Origin of the sequence: Corallococcus exiguus (assembly GCF_009909105.1) — a bacterium.
GTDB lineage: Bacteria > Myxococcota > Myxococcia > Myxococcales > Myxococcaceae > Corallococcus > Corallococcus exiguus.
In genome coordinates, this window is record NZ_JAAAPK010000012.1 from 72,375 (window position 1) to 88,955 (window position 16,581).

18 protein-coding genes are annotated in these 16,581 nt (G+C 70.7%); 8 read left to right on the top strand and 10 right to left on the bottom strand.

Going from position 1 to position 16,581, the window contains the following annotated elements:
* Positions 1-171: 171 nt before the first annotated feature.
* The 5 genes from GTZ93_RS34735 (at position 172) to GTZ93_RS34755 (ending at position 5,710) form a co-directional block, all read left to right on the top strand.
* Entirely contained in the window at positions 172-861 is a 690-nt protein-coding gene (locus GTZ93_RS34735; RefSeq protein WP_233607530.1) for a lysophospholipid acyltransferase family protein, read from the top strand.
* Positions 854-1,738, top strand: coding sequence for an alpha/beta fold hydrolase (locus tag GTZ93_RS34740; RefSeq protein WP_161663237.1), 885 nt, complete (start codon positions 854-856; stop codon positions 1,736-1,738). The genes GTZ93_RS34735 and GTZ93_RS34740 overlap by 8 nt, the downstream gene beginning before the upstream one ends.
* A gap of 38 nt (positions 1,739-1,776) precedes the next feature.
* A complete protein-coding gene (locus GTZ93_RS34745) occupies positions 1,777-2,715 on the top strand; it encodes a proline dehydrogenase family protein (RefSeq protein WP_139919454.1) in 939 nt (312 codons plus the stop codon).
* A gap of 3 nt (positions 2,716-2,718) precedes the next feature.
* Positions 2,719-3,168: a hypothetical protein gene (locus GTZ93_RS34750; protein WP_126935525.1), complete on the top strand. Its 450-nt coding sequence runs from the start codon at positions 2,719-2,721 to the stop codon at positions 3,166-3,168.
* A gap of 139 nt (positions 3,169-3,307) precedes the next feature.
* The gene (locus GTZ93_RS34755) at positions 3,308-5,710 is read left to right on the top strand and encodes an ADOP family duplicated permease (protein ID WP_161663238.1); all 2,403 of its coding nucleotides are present in this window, start codon (positions 3,308-3,310) and stop codon (positions 5,708-5,710) included.
* Positions 5,711-5,726: 16 nt separating this feature from the next.
* Here the strand turns inward: GTZ93_RS34755 and GTZ93_RS34760 are convergent, their stop codons facing one another.
* From GTZ93_RS34760 to GTZ93_RS34800, 9 genes are all read right to left on the bottom strand, one after another.
* The gene (locus GTZ93_RS34760; RefSeq protein ID WP_139919452.1) at positions 5,727-7,520 is read right to left on the bottom strand and encodes a thiamine pyrophosphate-requiring protein; all 1,794 of its coding nucleotides are present in this window, start codon (positions 7,518-7,520) and stop codon (positions 5,727-5,729) included.
* Positions 7,521-7,645: 125 nt separating this feature from the next.
* Positions 7,646-7,990 carry a cation:proton antiporter gene (locus GTZ93_RS34765; RefSeq protein WP_139919451.1) on the bottom strand — a complete coding sequence of 115 codons (345 nt, stop codon included), beginning with the start codon at positions 7,988-7,990 and terminating at the stop codon, positions 7,646-7,648.
* Positions 7,987-8,274: a monovalent cation/H+ antiporter complex subunit F gene (locus tag GTZ93_RS34770; protein WP_120564577.1), complete on the bottom strand. Its 288-nt coding sequence runs from the start codon at positions 8,272-8,274 to the stop codon at positions 7,987-7,989. The genes GTZ93_RS34765 and GTZ93_RS34770 overlap by 4 nt, the downstream gene beginning before the upstream one ends.
* A 14-nt stretch (positions 8,275-8,288) precedes the next feature.
* Entirely contained in the window at positions 8,289-8,786 is a 498-nt protein-coding gene (locus GTZ93_RS34775) for a Na+/H+ antiporter subunit E (protein WP_139919450.1), read from the bottom strand.
* Positions 8,783-10,150 carry a complex I subunit 5 family protein gene (locus GTZ93_RS34780; protein ID WP_139919449.1) on the bottom strand — a complete coding sequence of 456 codons (1,368 nt, stop codon included), beginning with the start codon at positions 10,148-10,150 and terminating at the stop codon, positions 8,783-8,785. Before GTZ93_RS34780 ends, GTZ93_RS34775 begins: the two co-directional genes overlap by 4 nt.
* Positions 10,150-10,518, bottom strand: coding sequence for a sodium:proton antiporter (locus GTZ93_RS34785; RefSeq protein ID WP_120576925.1), 369 nt, complete (start codon positions 10,516-10,518; stop codon positions 10,150-10,152). The genes GTZ93_RS34780 and GTZ93_RS34785 overlap by 1 nt, the downstream gene beginning before the upstream one ends.
* Positions 10,515-10,958, bottom strand: a complete 444-nt coding sequence (locus GTZ93_RS34790; protein WP_139919448.1) for an MnhB domain-containing protein — start codon at positions 10,956-10,958, stop codon at positions 10,515-10,517. The genes GTZ93_RS34785 and GTZ93_RS34790 overlap by 4 nt, the downstream gene beginning before the upstream one ends.
* Entirely contained in the window at positions 10,955-13,240 is a 2,286-nt protein-coding gene (gene mbhE / locus GTZ93_RS34795; protein ID WP_139919447.1) for a hydrogen gas-evolving membrane-bound hydrogenase subunit E, read from the bottom strand. Before mbhE ends, GTZ93_RS34790 begins: the two co-directional genes overlap by 4 nt.
* A gap of 143 nt (positions 13,241-13,383) precedes the next feature.
* Positions 13,384-14,265, bottom strand: coding sequence for an AAA family ATPase (locus GTZ93_RS34800; RefSeq protein ID WP_139919446.1), 882 nt, complete (start codon positions 14,263-14,265; stop codon positions 13,384-13,386).
* A gap of 187 nt (positions 14,266-14,452) precedes the next feature.
* Between GTZ93_RS34800 and GTZ93_RS34805 the strand changes: the two genes are divergently transcribed.
* The 3 genes from GTZ93_RS34805 to GTZ93_RS34815 all read left to right on the top strand — a co-directional run bounded on the left by GTZ93_RS34805 (position 14,453) and on the right by GTZ93_RS34815 (position 16,161).
* Complete coding sequence (locus tag GTZ93_RS34805) at positions 14,453-14,998, top strand: hypothetical protein (protein ID WP_139919445.1); 546 nt, start codon at positions 14,453-14,455, stop codon at positions 14,996-14,998.
* Between the two features lie 130 nt (positions 14,999-15,128).
* Complete coding sequence (locus GTZ93_RS34810; RefSeq protein WP_121762575.1) at positions 15,129-15,683, top strand: hypothetical protein; 555 nt, start codon at positions 15,129-15,131, stop codon at positions 15,681-15,683.
* Positions 15,684-15,696: 13 nt separating this feature from the next.
* A complete protein-coding gene (locus GTZ93_RS34815; RefSeq protein WP_167548595.1) occupies positions 15,697-16,161 on the top strand; it encodes an SMI1/KNR4 family protein in 465 nt (154 codons plus the stop codon).
* 11 nt (positions 16,162-16,172) lie between these two features.
* Here the strand turns inward: GTZ93_RS34815 and GTZ93_RS34820 are convergent, their stop codons facing one another.
* On the bottom strand, positions 16,173-16,577 hold the full coding sequence (locus GTZ93_RS34820; RefSeq protein WP_257979264.1) for a cytochrome C oxidase subunit IV family protein: 405 nt from the start codon (positions 16,575-16,577) through the stop codon (positions 16,173-16,175).
* Between the last annotated feature and the right edge of the window lie 4 nt (positions 16,578-16,581).

The following is a 16,581-nucleotide window of genomic DNA, read 5'->3' on the forward strand; positions in this document are numbered from 1 at the left end:
CCGCACCCATCCCCCCGCCGGGAAAGGCAGCCTGCTGGCGTGCATGCCCTTTTCCGGTGATTTCGGCGGTTGAGCCCCTGCCCGGCCGCCTGGTGTCAGGGTGCCGGCTTGCGAGGGCGGCTGCATCTTGGCTCCACCGTGGAAAACCCACTCACCAGCGTCCGGCAAGCCGTGTTCCGTTTCGCGGAGGGCGGCGCCGCCCTGTCCGCGCGCTATCACCGCGCCCGGCTGGTGGGAGCTGAACATTTGCCCAGACATGGGCCGTTGCTGCTCGTGGGCAATCACGGTGTCTGGGGATACGAGACCCCCGCCTTCTTCCACCTCCTGCACCGGGCCACGGGGCGCTATCCGTTGGGGCTGGCGGAGCGGGGGTTCTTCAAGATTCCCCTCGTGCGCACGGTGTTGCCCTGGCTGGGTGGGGTGGAGGGGACGCGGGAGAACGCGCTCCGGTCGCTCCAGGAGGGGCAGCTGGTCGTCTGTTATCCGGGCGGCGCGCGGGAGACCTTCAAACGCAGTCAGGGCCGCTACCAGCTCCGGTGGGAGAGCGCGCTGGGCTTCGTCCGGCTGGCCATGCAGGCCGGGGTGCCGGTGGTGCCCTTCGCCGGCTTCGGGGTGGATGACACCTTCTTCTGGCCTCCGGACGAGGACCGGTGGTGTGTGCGCCTGGCCGCGGAGGACAAATACCGCATGCCGTTGGTGATGGGATTGGGGCCCCTGCCGCTGCCAGTTCAATTAACCTTCGCCGTGGGTGAACCCCATGAACCGCCGCCGTCGGGTGCGTCGGAGTCACGCGTGCGGGCCTTCCGCGACCGCGTGGCCGCCAGCGTCCGGCGCCTGCTGCTGAGGGCCTGCCATGCTTGATACCGCCTCCACTCCCGTCCCCGCCCCGCCCCGCCCGCCGCCGCCGCTGGTGCCGGACGTGGAAGACATCCAGCGCGGGTATGAACGGCTGGACTGCGAGGAGCGCGTCGTCCGGGGCACGGCGGTGCGGCTGTTCACCTTCCCTGGGGGCAACAGGGATGTATCACGCACGGTGGTCTGTCTTCCGGGGCTGGGCGCCAGTGGCCGGTCGTTCGCGCCCATGGAGCCGCTGGCCCAGGCGTGGAACCTCCTGTTGTGGACGCCGCCGTTGAAGACACCGGCGACCCATACGCCGCTCCAGTGGAACCTGTCGGTGCTCAACCACCCGGAGGCGGGGCTGCCGGAGCGCTTCGCGTTGATGGGGTCCTCCTACGGCAGCCTGCTGTCCATCGCGTATGCGTTGGAGCACCCCCAGCGGGTGAAGGCGCTGGTGCTGGTGTCGCCGGTGGCCAGCGTGCGGAAAATCCGGAGGCTGGCGTTGACGCTGTCCACGCTGGTGCGGGCGCCCCGGCCGCTGGCGTATGTGTTCGCGCCCACGGTGGCGCGGGTCATGGGAGGCCGGTGGCTGCCGGCGGAGGGGCGGGCGGAAATCGTGCGCGAGGCCCGGCGCATTTCGCCGCTGGAGCTGATGCGGCGGCTGCGTGACATCCTGGCCGCGGACTTCCTGCACCGGTTGCAAGAGCTGCGCGTGCCCACGCTCGTCATCGAGGGGGGCCGGGACCTGCTGGTGCCGCCCGCGGCCGCGCGCGACGTGGCGGCGCATGTGCCGGGCGCCCGGCTGGAGTTCCTGGAGGCGGCCAGTCACCTGCCGTACATGAGCCACCCGGAAGCGTTCAATGAACGCGTGTCCGACTTCCTCTCGCGGCACCCTGACTGAACAGGCGTTATCTCTAGTCGCGGGGGGAACACATCCACATGACCACGGCCGCAGACCAGCTGTCCCGCTCCGCGCTGCTGTTCCTGTCGCGTCAGTCCAACCTGAAGGACGTGGCCACGCGGCTCAAACCCTTTCGCCAGCTGGCGTCCCGCTTCATCGCGGGAGAGACGCTGGAGGAGGCGGTGGACGCGGTGAAGGCCCTCACGGCGAAGGGGCTGATGGCCAGCTTCGACCATCTCAACGAAGCGGTGCGCTCACCCCCGGAGACTCGCGACGAGGTGAAGCAGTACCTGCGGTTGCTGGCGCGCATCGACCAGGTGGGCGTGCGGGCCAACGTGTCGATGAAGCTCACGCAGTGCGGTCTGTTGTTCGACCGGAACCTGGCGCTGCAGAACGCGCGGGCGGTGGTGGCGGACGCGACGGCGCGGGACTCGTTCGTGCGCGTGGACATGGAGGAGAGCGCCGTCACGCAGACGACCCTGGACATCGTGCGGGATTTGCACTCGGAGTTCGGCGAGCGGCACGTGGGCGCGGTGCTCCAGAGCTACCTGCGGCGCACGGAGGAGGACGCGAAGGCCCTGTGCGCCGAGCGCGTCCGCATCCGGCTGTGCAAGGGGGCCTACCTGGAGGGTTCCGACGTGGCCTTCCCGGACAAGAAGGACGTGGACGCGAACTACGTGCGCTGCATGCGCATCCTCCTGGACAGCGGCGTGTATCACGGCATCGCCACGCATGATGAGCGGATGATTGACGCCACGTTGGAGTACGCCGCGCGTCAGCATCTGCCCAAGGGCGCCTTCGAATTCCAGATGCTGTATGGCATCCGGCGCGACCTCCAGGAGCAGCTGGCGAAGGACGGCCATCCGGTGCGTGTCTATGTCCCGTATGGGAAGCACTGGTATCCCTATTTCATGCGCCGGCTGGCGGAGCGTCCGGCCAACCTGTGGTTCGTGATGCGCAACCTGATGAAGGGGTAGGCCATGAGGAATCCATACGCCGCCGCATATGTCGCCGGGGCCGTGGGCACCGGCGCCCTGGGAGCGCTGGTCGCCGTGCGCAATGCCTCGCTGGGCCGTCCGCCGCCCTACTCCGCGCGCAACATCGCGCGGCACGTGCTGAGCCGGCTGTTCGGGCGGAAGCTGTCCCGGCGGGAGGCGGCGGACTGGGCCTTCGCGCTACGCGCGGGCTATGGCCCCCTCTTGGGAATGGGCTGGGGCCTGGTGCGAAGGCGCACGTCGAAGTGGTCCCTGCCGCACAGCGGTGTCCTGCTGGGCCTGGGCGTGCTCGCGTTCGAGCGCATGGCCTTTCCCCTCTTCAAGGCGACGGCCTCGGAGAGCAGCTGGACACGCGAGGAGCACGCCTGGCTGTTCGCGCAGACGGCCCTGTTCGGCGTGGTCACCGAGGCGACGATGCGCTGGCTCACGAAGTAGGCCGTTTCACGGAAGTGGGACGGCCGTTCCCAGTTCCGGTCAGGCCCCGGGGCGGCGTGCTCCGTCCGGCGGAGGAAGGCCGTGCGTGGCATCCTCGTTGCTACACGCGCGTCCTCGTCCCCCCACCCCTGACAGGTCCATGCTCTTGCACGAAGTCCGGCGCACGTTGCGCTCGATGGCCCGGGAGAAGCTCTTCACCGCGGTCGTCGTGTTGACGCTCGCGCTCACCATCGGTGCGACCACGGCGGTCTTCAGCGTCGTGTACCCGGTGCTCTGGCAACCCCTGCCGTATCCGGAGTCGGAGCAGCTGGTCCGCCTCTTCCAGGCGACGACACCGGGCGCGGGGGCCGGGCCGCACAAGGACCGCACCCGCGTGAGCCTTCCGGTGTGGACCGCGTGGCGCGAGGGCGCCCGGAGCTTCTCCGGCATCGAGGGCGTGCGGGTGGCGAAGCAGCTGCTGGGCGGAGCGGGGCTGGAGGCGCGACTGACCGTGGGACGCGCCTCTGCGGGGCTGATGCCCCTGCTGGGCGTCCGGCCCGCCCTGGGGAGGCTCTGGGGGACGGAAGGAGAAGTCCCGGGCCGCGACCGCGAGCTGGTGCTGACCCATGCGCTGTGGCAGCGGCTGTATGGGGCGGACCCCGCCGTCCTGGGCCGGAGCGTCCTGCTGGACGACACGTCGCACGTCATCGTGGGCGTGCTGCCGGAGGACTTCCGCTTCGAGCCGGAGGTGGAGGCGTGGAAGCCCCTGGCGCTGGATGCGCTCAAGGACGGCGGCAATACGCTGCGCGTCGTGGGACGGATGCGTCCGGGCGTCTCCCTGGAGCAGGCCCGGGGGGAATTGCTTCCGCTCACGCTCGCCGCGGCGGACGTCCCGGGCGAGCCACGGGTGGGGGTGCACGTGGAGCCCCTCCACGCGTACTTCGTCGAACAGTCCCTTTCGCAGCTCCAGATCGCGGCCGGGGCGGCGGTGCTGCTGTTGCTGTTGGGGTGCTCGAACCTCACGAACCTGCTGCTCGCGCGGGGCAGCGCGCGGATGCATGAACTGTCGGTGCGCCTCGCGCTGGGAGCGACCCGGTGGCAGCTGGTCCGGCAGGTGTTCGTGGAGAGCGCGGTCCGGGCCGCGTTCGGTGGCGTGGGTGGGTTGCTGCTCGCGCTCTGGGGGCGGGGACTGCTCACCCTCTTCATTCCAGGCTGGTTCGTGTCCGGACCGGGGCTCGAGCCCTCCCTGCTCGGCATCGTCGCGGCCGTGTCGCTGGCGACGGCGGTGCTGGTGGGAGTGCTGCCCGCGCTCCACGCCTCGCGCGGAGAGGCCCGGGCCGTGCTCGCGCCGATGATGCGCGGAGGGCGCGGCGCGACGTCCCTGGGCTGGGCGCGCTCGGCGCTGGTCGTCGCGCAGCTGTCCCTGGCGCTGGTGCCGCTGGTGGGTGCGGGGCTCATGCTGCGCACGCTGTGGAAGCTCCAGGCCGTGCCGCTGGGCTTCGAGCCCGAGAGGGTCACGGTCGCGGAGGTGTTCTTCCCGCTGGAGCAGTTCCCCGACGAGGCCCGGGCCTCGGCCCTGGCCCAGGCGCTCATCGCGCGGCTGGAGACGCTCCCCGGCGTGGACTCGGCCGGGCTCACCGCGGCGCTCCCCTTCTCGGGTGAAGTCTGGCGCGAGACAGCGGGCTTCCACGTCGCGGGGATGCCCCCGCCATCCGGGATGCCTCCCCGAGCCGGTTACGTTCCGGCCAGCGCGGGCGCGTTCCGGGCGATGGGCATCGCGTTGAAGCAGGGCCGCCTCATGGACGCTGGCGACACAGCGGATCATCCCCCCGTGGTGGTCGTCAGCGAGGCCTTCGCGCGCCGGTACCTCCCGGGCCGGAATCCGGTGGGTGTCCGGCTCCAGTTGGAAAGGGACGCGGCGCCCCGGGAAGTCATTGGCGTCGTCGGGGACGTGCCCATGGAGCGCATCTCGGTGGCGCCGTCCGGGGACCTCTACGTCCCGCTGGGCCAGGACATGCGCAAGAGCCTGAACCTGGCGGTGAAGTCCTCGCTGCCAGCGCCCCAATTGCTGGCGCTGCTACAAGAGGAGGTCCGCGCGGCGGATCCAAACCTGCGGCTGCTCAACGTCCGCCCGCTGGACCGCGTGGTGGAGGCCGGCTCCGCCCGGGTGCGGGTGTTGGGTGGACTGCTGGCGGCGTTCGCGCTGCTGGGCGCGGTCCTGGCCTCGGTGGGGTTGTATGGCTTGCTGGCCTTCTGGGTGACGCAGCGAACGCGGGAGCTGGGCATCCGAAGCGCTCTGGGCGCGACGCCTCGGGGACTGCTCCGGCTGGTCGTGACCCAGGGATTGCGGCTCACCGGCCTGGGCCTCGCCGTGGGGCTGCTGGGCGCGGGGCTGCTGGCCCGCGCGCTCTCCGCGATGCTGTATGGCATCACGCCCCACGACCCGCTCATCTTCGTGGGAGCGCCCGCACTGCTCTTCCTCACCGCGCTGGCGGCCAGCTGGATTCCCGCGGTCGCCGCCACGCGTGTCTCCCCTGCCGAGGCCCTCAAGCAGGACGCCTGAGGGCCCCTGCCCCACCTCAGGACTTGTTGCCCTTGTGGGGGAGGAGGTTCTCCACCATGTCCTTCATGGACTGCTTGAGGAAGCCGCCCGCGTCCGGGTCGCCCTTCACGACGGCGGAGGCGAACATCTTCGCCTGCTCCACGGTGATGTGCGGCGGCAGGGGCGGCACGTCCGGATCCACGTAAGCCTCGAAGACGACGGGCCGGTCCGCGGCCAACGCTTCATCCCATGCGGCCGCGAGCCGGTCCGGCCGGTCCACACGGATGCCCTTGAGGCCCAGGGACTCGGCGTATTTCGCGTAGGGGAAGTCCGGCAGCTCCTGCGACGCGGCGTACTTCGGGTCGCCGGCCATCGCCCGCTGCTCCCAGGTCACCTGGCCCAGGTCTCGGTTGTTGAGCACCAGGACGATGAGGCGCGGGTCCTTCCACTCCTTCCAGTACTTCGCCACGGTGATGAGCTCCGCGTTGCCATTCATCTGCATGGCGCCGTCGCCCACCACCGCGAGCACCGGGCGGTGCGGGAACGCGAACTTCGCGCCCAGGGCGTACGGCACGCCGCAGCCCATGGTGGCCAGGTTGCCGGACAGGGACGCCATCATCCCCTGCCGCACCTTCAAGTCGCGCGCGAACCAGTTCGTGGAGCTGCCGGAGTCCGCCGTGAGGATGACATCCGCGGGCAGCTTCGGGGACAGCTCCCAGAACACTCGCTGCGGGTTGAGGGGGTTCGCGTCGTTCATGGCGCGCGCCTCCAGCACCTTCCACCAGCGCGCCACGCCCTTCTCCACGCCCTCGCGCCAGCTCCGGTCCTCCTTGCGCTTCAGCAGGGGCAGCAGCGCGCGCAGCGTCTCCTTCGCGTCGCCGACGAGCCCCACCTCCATGGGGTAGCGGATGGAGAGCATCCGGCCGTCCAGGTCGACTTGGACGCCGCGCGCCTGGCCCTCCGGCGGAAGGAACTCCGAGTAGGGGAAGCTCGTCCCCACCATCAGCAGCGTGTCGCAGTCCTGCATCAGGTCCCAGCTGGGCTTCGTGCCCAGCAGGCCGATGGAGCCCGTCACGAAGGGCAGCGCGTCCGGCAGCACCGTCTTGCCCAGCAGCGCCTTGGCCACTCCCGCGCCCAGCCGGTCCGCGACCTCCAGCACCTCGACCTCCGCGTTCATGGCGCCAGCGCCCACCAGCATCGCCACCTTCTTGCCCGCGTTGAGGACTTCCGCGGCGCGGCGCAGGTCCGCGTCCTGGGGAATCACTCGAGGAGACGCGTAGCCCACGCTGGAGTGCACGGTGCCGTGCTTGCGCGCGGGTGGCTCGTAGGGCAGCTCCTGCAAGTCGTTGGGCAACACCAGACACGTCACGGTGCGCTCGCACCGGGCGATGCGCACGGCGCGGTCCAGCGCGTGGCGGATGGCGGAGGGCGCGGTCACCATGGTGACGTACTCGCTGGCCACGTCCTTGAAGAGAGAGGTGAGGTCCACCTCCTGCTGGTAGTGCCCGCCCAGGGCCGTGCGCGCCTGCTGGCCGACGATGGCCACCACTGGCTGGTGGTCCAGCTTCGCGTCGTAGAGGCCGTTGAGCAGGTGGACGGCGCCCGGGCCGGAGGTGGCCATGCACACGCCCACCTCGCCGGTGAACTTCGCGTGCGCGCAGGCAGCGAAGGCGGCCATCTCCTCGTGGCGGACCTGCACGAACTGCATCTCCGAGCTGCGCCTCAACGCGCCCATCACCCCGTTGATGCCGTCGCCCGGGTAGCCGTAGACGCGGCGCACGCCCCACTGGATGAGGCGGTAGACGAGGTAGTCGCTGACGGTGGCGCTCATGCGCGAGGCTCCTGGGCAGGGGGAGGTCCCTCGCGCATCAAGCTAGTGACCGCGGTGTGCCATGGAGCCCAGGGGCATCCAGGTGCCCGTCCTGCCATCCTGTGAGCGGACCTGCGTGCGGGCGGCTACTGCCGCTCGGGGCCTTCCGGTTCGTGCCGGTGCCGCCGGCCCTTGTCGTGGGCGAGCTCCGGGCGCTTCTCCGCCAGCCAGGCGATGGCGTGGGCGGAGCTGGGGATGGTGAGCATCAGGAACGCGGCGACGAGCAGCCCTCGCAGGAGCAGCCAGCCGTCCGCCGTCGCCAGCGTGGCGCCGATGATGACCAGCGCTCCGCCGAAGGGCACCGCGCCCGCCGCGTGCACGCGCGTGAGCACCGAGGGCAGCCGGTACATGCCGATGATGGCGGCGGTGATGAAGCACAGGCCCAGCGCCACCAGGCCGTCGGCCACCCACTGCACCATGGCGGCCATCATCGGCTGTCCTCCTCGTCGTGGAAGGTGCGCCCGTGGTGCAGGAAGCGGGCGCCGGCCACGGTCTGCACGTAGGAGAGCAGGGCCAGCACCAGGGCCGCGTCCAGATAACCCGCCTCGCCGCGTGTCGCGCCGTACAGCGCGAGCACCGCGCAGATGGCCAGGCCCAGGGTGTCCACGGACATGAGCATGTCCGCCGAGGACCGCTGGCGTGAGGCCAGCAGCACCAGCGCTCCCAGCAGGCCCACCATCCACACGATGGCCAGGGTGAAGAAGGTCTCGTGCATCGCAGGCCGCCTCCCTACGGAAACACCGCGCTCTGGTAGCGCTGGTAGAAGTTGTCCTGCTGCCGGATCAGCCTGTCTGGATCCGACGCGTCCAGCGCGTGCATGCGCATCACGCGCTTCTTCCAGTCCAGCTCCAGCAGCACCGTGCCCGGGGCCAGGGACATGATCCACGAAGACACCTGCACGCCGCGCGCGGTCCGCTCGCCCATGGGAACCTCCACCACGCCCGCGTGATTCGCGCGGTCCGCGGGGCCGAAGATGACCGTGATCACCTGGAAGCAGCTCCGCGTCACCAGCACGGCCAGGGCCCAGCCGAAGCGGGGCAGGTGCAGCGTGCGGCGCCAGTGCTCGCGAGCGCTCAGGACCGGCGGCAATCCCGCCAGGGGGAACAGGCGCATCACGCCCAGGGCCAGCACCGCGCCCAGCGTGAGGTCCACCGGGTGGAAGCTGCCCACCATCAGCGCGTACAGCAGCGCCAGGGACAGCATGTGCAAGAGGGTGCGCGGGCTCATGGCAGCGTCCCCAGGCCCTGGATGGCGTCGCGTCCGGCTCGCAAGAGCGGCTCCGGCCAGAGGCCCGCGGCGATGAGCGCGAGGGACAGCGCGTACACCACCGCGCCCGTGCCCCGGTGCAGGGCCGCGCCCTCCCTCAACCACCGCTCGCGCTGGTAGGCGCGGAAGAGGGCCAGGAGCGACAAAGCGCTCGCCAGCACCACCAGCCCCGCGAGCCAGGCATGCCCCTGCTCCAGCGCCGCTCGCAGCAGCCAGGCCTTGGACCAGAAGCCCGCGGTGGGCGGCACTCCCGCCGTGCTGAAGGCCGCCACCGAGTAGGCTCTGCGCGCCCGCTCGCCGCCCCGGTCCTGCGCCAGGAACAGCGCCGTCTTGTCCACGGAGCCCGCCAGCGCCAGCGCCACCGCCGCGCACAGGCCCTCACGGCCATCCAGGCTCAGGGCGGCGATGATGAGGCCCGCTTGCGAGATGGACGCGTACGCGAGCACCTCGCGCGTGTCCCGCCGGGAGAGCGCCAGCACGGAGCCGTAGAGGATGCTCGTCGCGCCCAGGACTTCCAGCAGCGGCCGGGCCTGCGCCAGCACCTGCGGCATCACGTCCACGCCGAAGCGCAACAGCCCATAGCTGCCGATGTTCGCCAGCGCGCCCGCGAGCAGCGCCGCCACCGTGGGGCCCGCGTCCCGGTACACCGCGGGTGCCCAGAAGTGGAACGGGAAGAAGCCCAGCTTCACCCCGAACGCGCACAAGAGCAGCGTGCCGGGCACCAGCAGCGCGAACGGCTCCCCCGCCTGTCCCCACGCGATGATGGACAGCATGTCCAGCGTTCCGGTGGTCAGGTACAGCATCACCACCGCCGTGAGGAACAACGAGGACCCCATCAGGTTCACCACCACGAAGGTGAACGCGGCGCGCAGGTTCCGGGGCTTCTCGCCATACGACGCCAGCGCGAAGGCGGACGTCATCGCCAGTTCGAAGAAGACGTAGAAGTTGAACGCGTCCGACGTGAAGAACACCCCCGTGAGCCCCGCGCCCATGAAGACCACCAGGGCGGGGAAGCTGCGTGACGTGATGCCTCCCGCCACATGCTCGTACACGAGCGTGCCCAGCAGCACCGACGTGGACACCAGCGCGAACACGATGGAGAGCTGATCCGCGCGCAGGCGGATGCCCACGCCCACGGGCCAGTCTCCCGTGACGAACTGGGGCGCCTGCGCGCTCCAGGCCTGGGGCAACAGCCACACCGTGCACACGAGCGTGCCCGCGAGCCCCGCGATGGCCAGCCACGCCACCCACGCGCGGCGTCCGTCCAGGAACGCCAGCACCACGCCCAGCACCCACGGCAGGAGCAGCGGACCCCAGAGCGGCATCAGGAGTCCTCCTCCCTCTCCACGGCGTGCACGCGCTTGAGCTCCGCTTCCACCAACCGGTCCGTGCGCAACGAGCCGTGCGCCCGCTGCGTGCGGTGCACCAGCGTGAGCAGCAGCGCGGACACCGCGAAGCCGATGACGATGGCCGTGAGCGCCAGCGACTGGAGCACCGGGTCCGTCACCGGCCAGCCCTGCTGCACGCTCAGCGCCTCGCCGCGCTCCGGGAAGGAGCCCGCGAGGATGAGCAGGACGCTGGAGTTGGTGATGAGCACCGTGCCGCACGCCACGCGCACCAGCTCGCGCTCCAGCACCATGCGCACGCCACACGCGAACAGCAGGCCCACCACCAGGGACGCGATGAGGATCATGGTCCGGATTCCTCCTCCGCTCCCGTGCGCAGGGCGAAGCGGTCGATGACGGTGACCACCAGCCCGAAGACGATGAGCATCAGTCCTCCCTCGAAGATGAGCGCGGTGTGCAGGTGGAGGCCTCCCATGCCCAGCTCCGGCTGGTCCGGGCGGGGGAAGAGGCTCATGGGCGTGTAGCCCGCGAGCACGGGCAGGAACGCGGTGCCCACCACGAGCAGCAGCCCCACGCCCGCCAGCGGCGCCGCGTACCGCACCGCCACGTAGCGCCGGGCCTGGTCTCGACCCGCCACGACGTACTGGAGCAGCACCGCGAGGCCGGCGAGCGCCCCGGCCGGGAAGCCGCCGCCCACCGACGCGCCGCCCTTCAGCCAGAACGAGAGCGCGATGATCAACGACGGCCACAGCAGGAGGCGCGACAGGGGCGGGACGAAGGAGATCATGGCTTCTTCCCCTTCAGGGTCAGGAGGCTGGTGACGCCGAGCAGCGCCGCCACCACGACGGTCATCTCCCCCACCGTGTCCAGGCCCCGGAAGTCCGTGAGCACGGCGGCGACGACGTTGGGCGAGTGCGCGGCTTCCGCCAGCTGCACCGTGCGCGCGCCCACGCGGTCGGTATGGAGATGGGACAGGGCGCTCCAGCTCAGCAGGAATGCGCTCGCGCCCGCGACACTGGCCGCCAGGCGGTCGCGTCCGCGGGGGTTCTGGGCCTCGTGCTGGGCACGCGCGAGGCGGCCGCGGGGCAGCAGGGCCAACAGGCCCGCGAAGAGCAGCGTGAAGGTGGTCTCCACCAGCACGGAGGTGAGGGCCACGTCGGGCGCGGCGGCGAAGGCGAACACCATGGCCAGGCTGAAGCCCACGCAGGAGATGAGCAGCACCAGCCGCAGGTGACCCTTCGCGCGCAGCGTGGCCAGCGCGGCGGCGGACGCGAAGGCGAGCGCCATCACCAGCGTGATGTCCGCCCACCCCACCGGGCCCACCTTGAAGCGGTCGCGCAGCGGCGTCACGCCCAGCACCGCGAGGCCCAGCAGGCCCGCGGGCACCAGCACGGACGCCACGCGGTCGCGCAGGTCGCGCACCTCCTTCTCGTGCAGCCACGTGGACAGCCGGTCCAACTGGTGCAGCAGCAGGCGATAGCCTCGCTCGGCGCCTACGTGGGACGCGCCTTCCAGCACGCGGGAGAGCGCGGGCGTCCACGCACGGCGCGAGGCGAACAGCGCCACGCCCAGGACCCAGGCACCCACGGCGAGCAGGTTCTCCGCGCGCGCATCCAGGTGGTACGCGAGCTCCAGCGTGGAGGGCTCGCCACGCATCGCCTCAGCCGCGGCGCGGGAGGGCGCGACGAGGAGGCGCGGGAGCACGCCGCCCAGCAGGATGGCCGCGGCGAGCACGACCACGGGGGCCACGAGCAACGGCGGCGCGGCGGGCACGTCCTGGCGCGGTCCACCGAAGAGGCCCCACCACAGGCGCAGCGTGTACGCGAGCGTCATGCCCGCGCCCACGAGCCCGGCCGCCATGAACGCGGGGCCCTCCTTCGCGAGCGCGTGGAAGAAGACCTCGTCCTTGAAGAAGCCCACGGTGAGGGGCAGCGCGGCGAGCCCCGCCGCCGCGACGGCGCTGGCGCCCGCGAGCACGGGGAGCGAGTGGCGCAGGCCGCTGACCTCGGACAGATTTTTCTTCCCGGTGACCTGGGTGATGGCGCCCGCGGTGAGGAAGAGGGCGGCCTTGCACGGCGCGTGGGCCGCCACGTAGAGCGGCGCGCCTTCGGAACCCAGCGCCACCAGCACCAGGGCGTAGCCGTACTGCGCGATGGTGGAGTACGCGAGCACGCGCTTGAACGGATCCGCCACCAGGGCCATGAGGCTGCCCATGCCCAGAGACAGGAAGCCGATGGCGAGCAGGCCGTGGCGCACGTCCGTGGCGGGGGCGAACAGGGGATAGAGGCGCTGGAGGAGGAAGACGCCCGCGGCGACCATCGCGGCCGAGTGCAGGTATGAGGACACGGGCGTGGGCGCGGCCATGGCGCGAGGCAGCCAGAAGTGGAACGGCACCTGCGCGCTCTTGCCCAGCGCGCCCACGGCCAGGCACACCAGGGCGCCGGTGGACGCGGGGTTCTGCGCCGCGCGTTCGAAGACGAGCGGCAGGGAGAAGGTGCCGTACTGGAGGCCCAGCGTCATGGCGCCCGCGAAGAAGACGACGGAGGTGGCGCCGGTGAGCACGAGCGACAGGAGCGCGGCGGCGCGCGACTCGGGGTCCTCGCGGTCGAAGCCGATGAGCAGGTAGGAGATGATGGTGGTGAGGTCCAGCGCCACGAAGAGCAGCAGCAGGTCATCCACGGTGACGAGCAGCACCATGGCGGCCATGAACGCGAGGAGGAGTCCCTGGAAGCGCACCTCGTCGCGCGCGGGACGGCCCTCCTCGTGGAGGTGGTGCGGCATGTACGCACGCGAGTACAGGACCACGAGCGCGCCGATGCCGAGCGCCATCGCGGCATAGAGGCCGGACAGGCCGTCGCGAGTGAACTCCAGCGACAGGCCCCAGGAGGGGGCCCAGGGGAGCACGAGGCGCGTGGGCGCCTGTGTTGTCCATTCATGGACCAGCGCCCCCATCGCGGCGAGCGCACCCAAGGCGCCCATCCAGGCCGCGGCGCCCGGACGCCACCGGCCCGCGACATAAGCGAGCGGCGCGCACGCCAGGGCCAGGAGGATGGGCAGGAGGAGGGGCATGGGCGAAGAGGCCCACGTTAGGAGTGGCCTGCCGACGCAGGCACACAACCGTCAGCCCCGCGCGCGGAGCGTCACCCGCAGGTCACTCGCGGAGCCGGGGCCGTGCGCTGGTGGACAGCCCAGCCTGTTCCGATGGCCCGCTGCTACAGCGAGTCCAGCAGCTCCCGGCACTCGCGCCGCCAGTGGAGCGCGGTGGCGGGCACGGGGTTCACTCGCACGGAGCCGTCCGCAGGCTCTCTCGACAGGAGGCGCACCTCTTCCGGACGCACGTGCTCCAGCAGGTCCGGCGAGTGCGTGGCCAGCACCACCTGCACCGGCTGGCCTCCCGTGGACTCGCCTCGCGTCATGGCTCGCAGCAGCTCCAAGACTTCGCGCACCAGGCCCGGGTGCAGGGCGCGCTCCGGCTCGTCCAGCGTGAGCAGCTCCGGCAACGGGCGCTGATAGGGCAGCACCAGGAACGCGAGCAGCCACAGCACTCCGTCCGACACGTAGTCGGGGCCGAACCAGACGTCCGGACTCCAGCGGTCGCGGAAGCGCAGCCGGAAGGAGCGGTCCTCCAGGTCGCGCGCCACGTCCACCTCCGACAGCGACGGCACCCGCCGGGCCAGCTCCTTGGAGATGCCTTCCCGCGTGGACATGGGCAGCGCCGCGAAGACGCTCGCGAGGTTGCCGCCCTTGCGCTCCAGCCATGTCGCCTTCGCGGACGAGCCAGCTCCGCGCAGCGCCTCCATGCTCAGCGACAGCTGCTGCGTGGAGTGTCCCTGGCCGGGCAGCGTGTCCATCACGCTGAACGGATACTCCACGCGCGTGCGGTCGCCGTGCGCGTACGTCCATTCGATGGAGAGCGGGCGGGACTCATCCCGCCGCCAGAAGTCCGAGGGCTCGTACGCGAGCTGGTGTTGGAGCCCCTCCAGCACGGCGGTCTTCCCCGCCGCCGAGGGTCCCACCAGGACGGTCAATGGCTCCAAGGCGAGCTGGACGTGAAGCAGGCACCGGTAGTGCTCGAAGCGGACGGAGGCAATCACATCCGGAAATCTAACGGCCTCCCCCCAGGGGCCGTCCATGGCTCCAAGCGGACCCAGGCTCCAACGTGGGGTGTCCACCACGCCCTCCAGGCGGTCAGGCCCTTCCCCGGCGGGGTCTCCGCCTCGGGTGAACCGGGTCCTCTCTCCGCGAGGCAGTTCCTACTCTCGACGAGGAAGGGAGTGGGGGATGCGGATGCGCGGACGGCGCCAGGCGGTGGACCACGCGGCGGCGCCGTGGAACCCCGTGCGCGATGCCGTGCTCCCAGGTGCGCTGGCGGGAACGCTGGGCGCCTTCGCGATGGCGGTGCTCGCCTGCGCGTTCGCGGCCGTGCTGCAAGGCGAGCCCTGGAGGCCTGCGCTCCTCGTGGCGGGGCTGTTCTTCCGCGGCGGCACGGCCCAGGGAGCCGGCGCGGTGCTGCTCGGGCTGTTCATCCACTTCGCCGTGGCGGGTGGACTGGCCACGGGCTTCGCGCTCCTGCTGCCACGCCGGGGCACCGCCGTCGCGGCGCTCTGTCTGGGAATGCTCTACAGCCTGGGCCTGTGGGCCGTGATGACCCGGCTGATGATTCCCTTCGCTTCGCCACCCCTTGCTCGAGAAGCCCCCTCCGCGCTGCTGTTCCTCCTGCACATCGCGTTCGGCGCGGCGCTCGGCACGGTGCCTGTGCTCCGCGACATCCTCACCCGCGTGGACCGGCTGCGACGTCAGCTCCAGCTCTTGAAGCAAGCGGCCTGAGCGGGATGGGAGTCAGTGTCGCTCGGTAGCGTGCGGCGGCATGCAACCCCATTCCATCAAGTCCTCCAGGCGCGCCTGGCTGCTCCTGTCATTCCTGTTGGTTCTCCTCGCTGCATGCGCGGAGGGCGTGATGACCGCGACTGGCGGTATCCGGAAGTGGGTGGGGCCGGAGGTGCGGGTCCCTGGCGGTGGGAACTTCCGCACGGTCATCTACTACGGCCCCTGGCAGTGCAGCCCCAACCTCATGAACTACTGCCGAGACAAGTGCTCGGGAGAGGGCTACGCCCTCCAAGGCTGCATCTGGCTCGCGGACGTGAAGATGGACTTCGTGGGCGACATCGTGCGGGCCGGCAGCCGGTTTGGCATGACGAACTGCTGTTGCAACTACCCGACGCTGAGCAAGGCCCAGAACGACTCGGCTCGGGCGAAGTGGAAGTCCATCCGCGACGGTTTCCGGGAGCGGTGGTCCGAAAAGTTCGGTGAGTGGCCTCGCGAAGCGGATGGGTCGCCGTACCAGGCGCACCACCTTCGCGACCTCAAGCACGGTGGCAACCCCACCGACTGGGACAACATCATCCCCTACCCCAAGGACGTTCACGAGACACTGTTGGGGCTCTACAACCAGTGCTACGCGAGCCAGCCTCCATGGACCACGCCGGGGGGAAGCTACCCCTACGGAGAGTAGCCAGATGCCGACGATGACCGAACTGCTGGAGGAGGTGTCACGGCACCACTTCCCCAATCCACCCGCGACGCCCGCCCAGATCGAGGCGTTCGAAGCCCGGATGGGATGGCGGCTGGACCCGGACATGCGCGCGTTCTACCTGCACTGCGACGGCGCCAAGCTGTTCGACCGCATCGACCCGGATTTCCACTTCCTCCCGCTGGCGATGATTCGCCGCGCACGGACGGTCATGCTCCAGGACGACAGCGACAAGTCCGGGCCCGCGTCCTGGTACGTGGCGTGCGCACTCCAAGACAGCAACTACGTCATCGTGGACGTGGGCCAGCAGTCCGGAGGGCGCTATCCCATCATCGACGGCTACCGGGAGGCGTTCCCCGACCCGTACTACTGCACACAGATCGCCAGCTCCTTCTCGGAGTTCCTTGCCGGCGCTCTCCACTCCGAAAGACGTTGGTTCTGGCTTCGAGAAGAGGCGTAACACCCTGACGCTCACGGCTCCCGGGGACCCGCGGGCTCCGGAGGCCTCGCGCTCCTCGGGTCCTCCATCGCTCCTGGCAGGGCCTCCACCGGGAACGGACCTGGGGGAATCGTGGGACGGAAGCGCGTGCGCGTCTCCAGCACGCACACCGCCAGCAGCACCGCCACGAACACCACGGACGTGAGCAGCACCAGCCCGTTGCTCGTACGCTGCTCTCGCAGGTGCATGTAGAACAGGGCAATCAGCAGCCCCTTCGCCCCCGCGATGAGCAGCGCCACCGGCAGCGACCACGCTCCGTGCGGCAACTTGTGCAGCCCGTACGTCAGCGCCGTCAACGCGAGCAGCACCCCGCCCACGACCAGCACGCCGGCCACGCTCAGCTGACGCCCCGGCTTCTCCACCGCGTCCTCGGTCACGGGC

Bases quoted from the DNA above. Each gene is read 5' to 3' on its own strand.
- GTZ93_RS34740 (WP_161663237.1), top strand. From the start codon at position 854: ATGCTTGATACCGCCTCCACTCCCGTCCCCGCCCCGCCCCGCCCGCCG.
- GTZ93_RS34745 (WP_139919454.1), top strand. From the start codon at position 1,777: ATGACCACGGCCGCAGACCAGCTGTCCCGCTCCGCGCTGCTGTTCCTG.
- GTZ93_RS34750 (WP_126935525.1), top strand. From the start codon at position 2,719: ATGAGGAATCCATACGCCGCCGCATATGTCGCCGGGGCCGTGGGCACC.
- GTZ93_RS34755 (WP_161663238.1), top strand. From the start codon at position 3,308: ATGCTCTTGCACGAAGTCCGGCGCACGTTGCGCTCGATGGCCCGGGAG.
- GTZ93_RS34760 (WP_139919452.1), bottom strand. From the start codon at position 7,520: ATGAGCGCCACCGTCAGCGACTACCTCGTCTACCGCCTCATCCAGTGG.
- GTZ93_RS34765 (WP_139919451.1), bottom strand. From the start codon at position 7,990: ATGATGGCCGCCATGGTGCAGTGGGTGGCCGACGGCCTGGTGGCGCTG.
- GTZ93_RS34770 (WP_120564577.1), bottom strand. From the start codon at position 8,274: ATGCACGAGACCTTCTTCACCCTGGCCATCGTGTGGATGGTGGGCCTG.
- GTZ93_RS34775 (WP_139919450.1), bottom strand. From the start codon at position 8,786: ATGAGCCCGCGCACCCTCTTGCACATGCTGTCCCTGGCGCTGCTGTAC.
- GTZ93_RS34780 (WP_139919449.1), bottom strand. From the start codon at position 10,150: ATGCCGCTCTGGGGTCCGCTGCTCCTGCCGTGGGTGCTGGGCGTGGTG.
- GTZ93_RS34785 (WP_120576925.1), bottom strand. From the start codon at position 10,518: ATGATCCTCATCGCGTCCCTGGTGGTGGGCCTGCTGTTCGCGTGTGGC.
- GTZ93_RS34790 (WP_139919448.1), bottom strand. From the start codon at position 10,958: ATGATCTCCTTCGTCCCGCCCCTGTCGCGCCTCCTGCTGTGGCCGTCG.
- mbhE (WP_139919447.1), bottom strand. From the start codon at position 13,240: ATGCCCCTCCTCCTGCCCATCCTCCTGGCCCTGGCGTGCGCGCCGCTC.
- GTZ93_RS34805 (WP_139919445.1), top strand. From the start codon at position 14,453: ATGCGGATGCGCGGACGGCGCCAGGCGGTGGACCACGCGGCGGCGCCG.
- GTZ93_RS34810 (WP_121762575.1), top strand. From the start codon at position 15,129: ATGACCGCGACTGGCGGTATCCGGAAGTGGGTGGGGCCGGAGGTGCGG.
- GTZ93_RS34815 (WP_167548595.1), top strand. From the start codon at position 15,697: ATGACCGAACTGCTGGAGGAGGTGTCACGGCACCACTTCCCCAATCCA.